This is a genomic window from Clostridium sp. (assembly GCF_051650885.1).
GTDB lineage: Bacteria > Bacillota > Clostridia > Clostridiales > Clostridiaceae > Clostridium.
On record NZ_JBOFRG010000053.1, the window covers coordinates 1 to 2,532 of the forward strand.

The 2,532-nt window shown below is 30.1% G+C and carries 1 protein-coding gene and 2 pseudogenes; all 3 read left to right on the forward strand.

What is annotated here, in order from left to right; all coding sequences use genetic code 11:
- Positions 1-200 (forward strand): annotated as a pseudogene (locus tag ACRC28_RS02660) (pyridoxal phosphate-dependent aminotransferase); the annotation flags it as partial.
- Between the two features lie 297 nt (positions 201-497).
- Complete coding sequence (locus ACRC28_RS02665) at positions 498-1,388, forward strand: SPL family radical SAM protein (protein WP_438541910.1); 891 nt, start codon at positions 498-500, stop codon at positions 1,386-1,388.
- Positions 1,389-1,475: 87 nt separating this feature from the next.
- A pseudogene (locus ACRC28_RS02670) lies at positions 1,476-2,123 on the forward strand (MATE family efflux transporter); the annotation flags it as partial.
- Positions 2,124-2,532 lie beyond the last annotated feature (409 nt).

Genomic DNA, 2,532 nt, shown 5'->3' on the forward strand with positions numbered 1-2,532 from the left:
TAAAATCCACAGGTCTTACAGCAGATGAATTCTGTGAAAGACTTCTAATGGAAGAAAGAGTTCTTGCAGTGCCAGGAAATGCTTTTGGAGACTGTGGAGAAGGATATATAAGAGCTTGTTATGCAGCTTCAACTGAAGACTTGGTTGAGGGCGTTAAGAGAATTGGAAGATTTGTGGAGAAGTTACGAATTGAGAATTAAGAATTAAGAATTAAGAATGTAGAATTAGGGGAATCACAAGTGATTCTTTTGGAGGACTCAAAATTTATCTGGCGATAAATTTTATCGTAGGAAGGTTTTTAGTTAAGAGTGAATAGGGAAGAAGTAAGAGTTTGAATTAATTAAGAATTAAGAGGGAAAAGTTAATAGTATATATTAAAAAGGTAAATTAGTTATGCTAACTTATCTTTTTAATTTTCAAAACTCGCCTAAGCGAGTTTTTTTCCTTAATTCTTAATTTCACATTTTTAATTCTAAATTAAAAAGGAGATATTATTTATGGATTTTATAGAGGCAAAGACCTTAGTTTCTGGGTTTACAGACAATAACTCATGGTTTGATTTTAACTATACAATGAATATTTATAAGGGGTGCAATCATGGCTGTATTTATTGTGACTCAAGAAGTAATTGTTATAATATAATTCACTTTGATACAGTTCGAGCAAAGGAAAATTCTACTAAGATTATAGAGGCTGATTTAAGGAAAAAAAGAAAAAAGGGCATTATTGGAACAGGTGCAATGAGTGACCCGTATAATTCATTTGAAAAGAAGTATAGATTAACAAGGGAAGCTTTAAAGCTTATAGACAAATATAAATTTGGAATAGCTATTGCAACTAAAAGTGCATTGATCACTAGAGATATTGATATATTAAAAAATATTAAAGAGCATTCTGAAGTATTAATAAAAATAACTATAACATCTATTAATGATGAAATATCTAAAATAATAGAGCCTAATGTAAATCCATCAAGTGAAAGGTTTAAAGCAATTAAAGAATTAAGTGATAATGGAATTTATGTAGGAATACTATTTATGCCTATTCTGCCATTTATAAATGATACTGAAGAAAATATAAAAGGTGTAGTAAGAAAAGCATATGAAAGTGGAGCAAAATTTATTTACACTCATGGAATTGGAGTAACACTTAGAAATAATCAGAGAGTTTATTATTATGAAAAACTAAAAGAAATTTATGGTATAGATTTAGTAAAAAAATATGAAAAAATTTATGGAGAAAGCTACATATGTCCTTCACCTAATCATGAAAAATTAATGAAAATATTTAAAGAAGAATGTGAAAAATATAATATTTTATATAAAATGGAAGATATTATTAAAGATTATAAAAGAAACTATGAGAAAACACAGATTGGATTTTTTTAATTCTTAATTTTAAAAATGTCTTTTCTTTGAAAAATATTAACTAAAAGTGTATAATATGAATTAAAGATGAAGTAAGGGGATGAGAGAATGGAGAGTAAGAAGACTGATTTAGGGACAGGAAGCATAGGAAAGCTTTTATTTAGTTTGGCTTTTCCTGCTATTATAGCACAGCTTGTTAATGTTCTTTATAATATTGTTGATAGAATGTTTATTGGAAGGATGCCAGGTGGAGAAATGGCCATTGCAGGTGTTGGGGTGGCTTTTCCTATACTTATGATTGTTTCGGCTTTTAGTGCGTTGATTGGGATGGGTGCAGCACCTCTTGCAGCTATTAAGATGGGAGAAAAAGATAATGATGGGGCTGAAAAGATTATGAGTAATAGTTTTACAAGTCTTATTTTTATCGGAATCATTTTAACTGTAGGATTTTTAGTTTTTAAAGAGCCTATTTTAATGGCATTTGGAGCAACACCTGAAACTATTACTTATGCAGTAGATTATTTAAGTATTTACTTGCTTGGAACTATTTTTGTTCAATTAGCACTTGGAATGAATACTTTTATTACAACTCAAGGTTTTGCTAAAATTGCAATGTCTACTGTTATGATTGGAGCTGTTATAAATATAGTTTTAGACCCAATTTTTATATTTGGATTAAACTTAGGTGTTAAAGGAGCAGCTCTTGCAACTGTTGTAGGACAATTAGTTTCTGCTATTTGGGTAACTAAACTGTTACAACAAATTTAAATAAAACTATACAAATATGTATAGAAGTATAGATTTAAAAACAGAAAGCCCTCTGTATCTAGCGATAGGTGCAGACTCGGAGTTAATTGCTTTTAACCCCTAAAGCCTTATGACCAAAGCGAAACTAGAAATAGTAAGCGTAATGGTGCGAAAGCAGAAAAAACAATAAGGATAGCCTAAGTTGAAATAAAATCTAATTAGGTCTTGTAAATGGATAATTGTGACATATAAGATACGTTAGGCACTAAGGGTTTTTACAATGGGTGTTTAGCAGGGAATGTCCTAAGTCTTTAAAAAGATATGGATAACCTTCAACGACTATCTCCTTGAGGGAGAGTAAAACCACAAGCTAAGGGTGGAAGAAAAATACCGTATCTCAAAAGTTTTGAGATAAAGA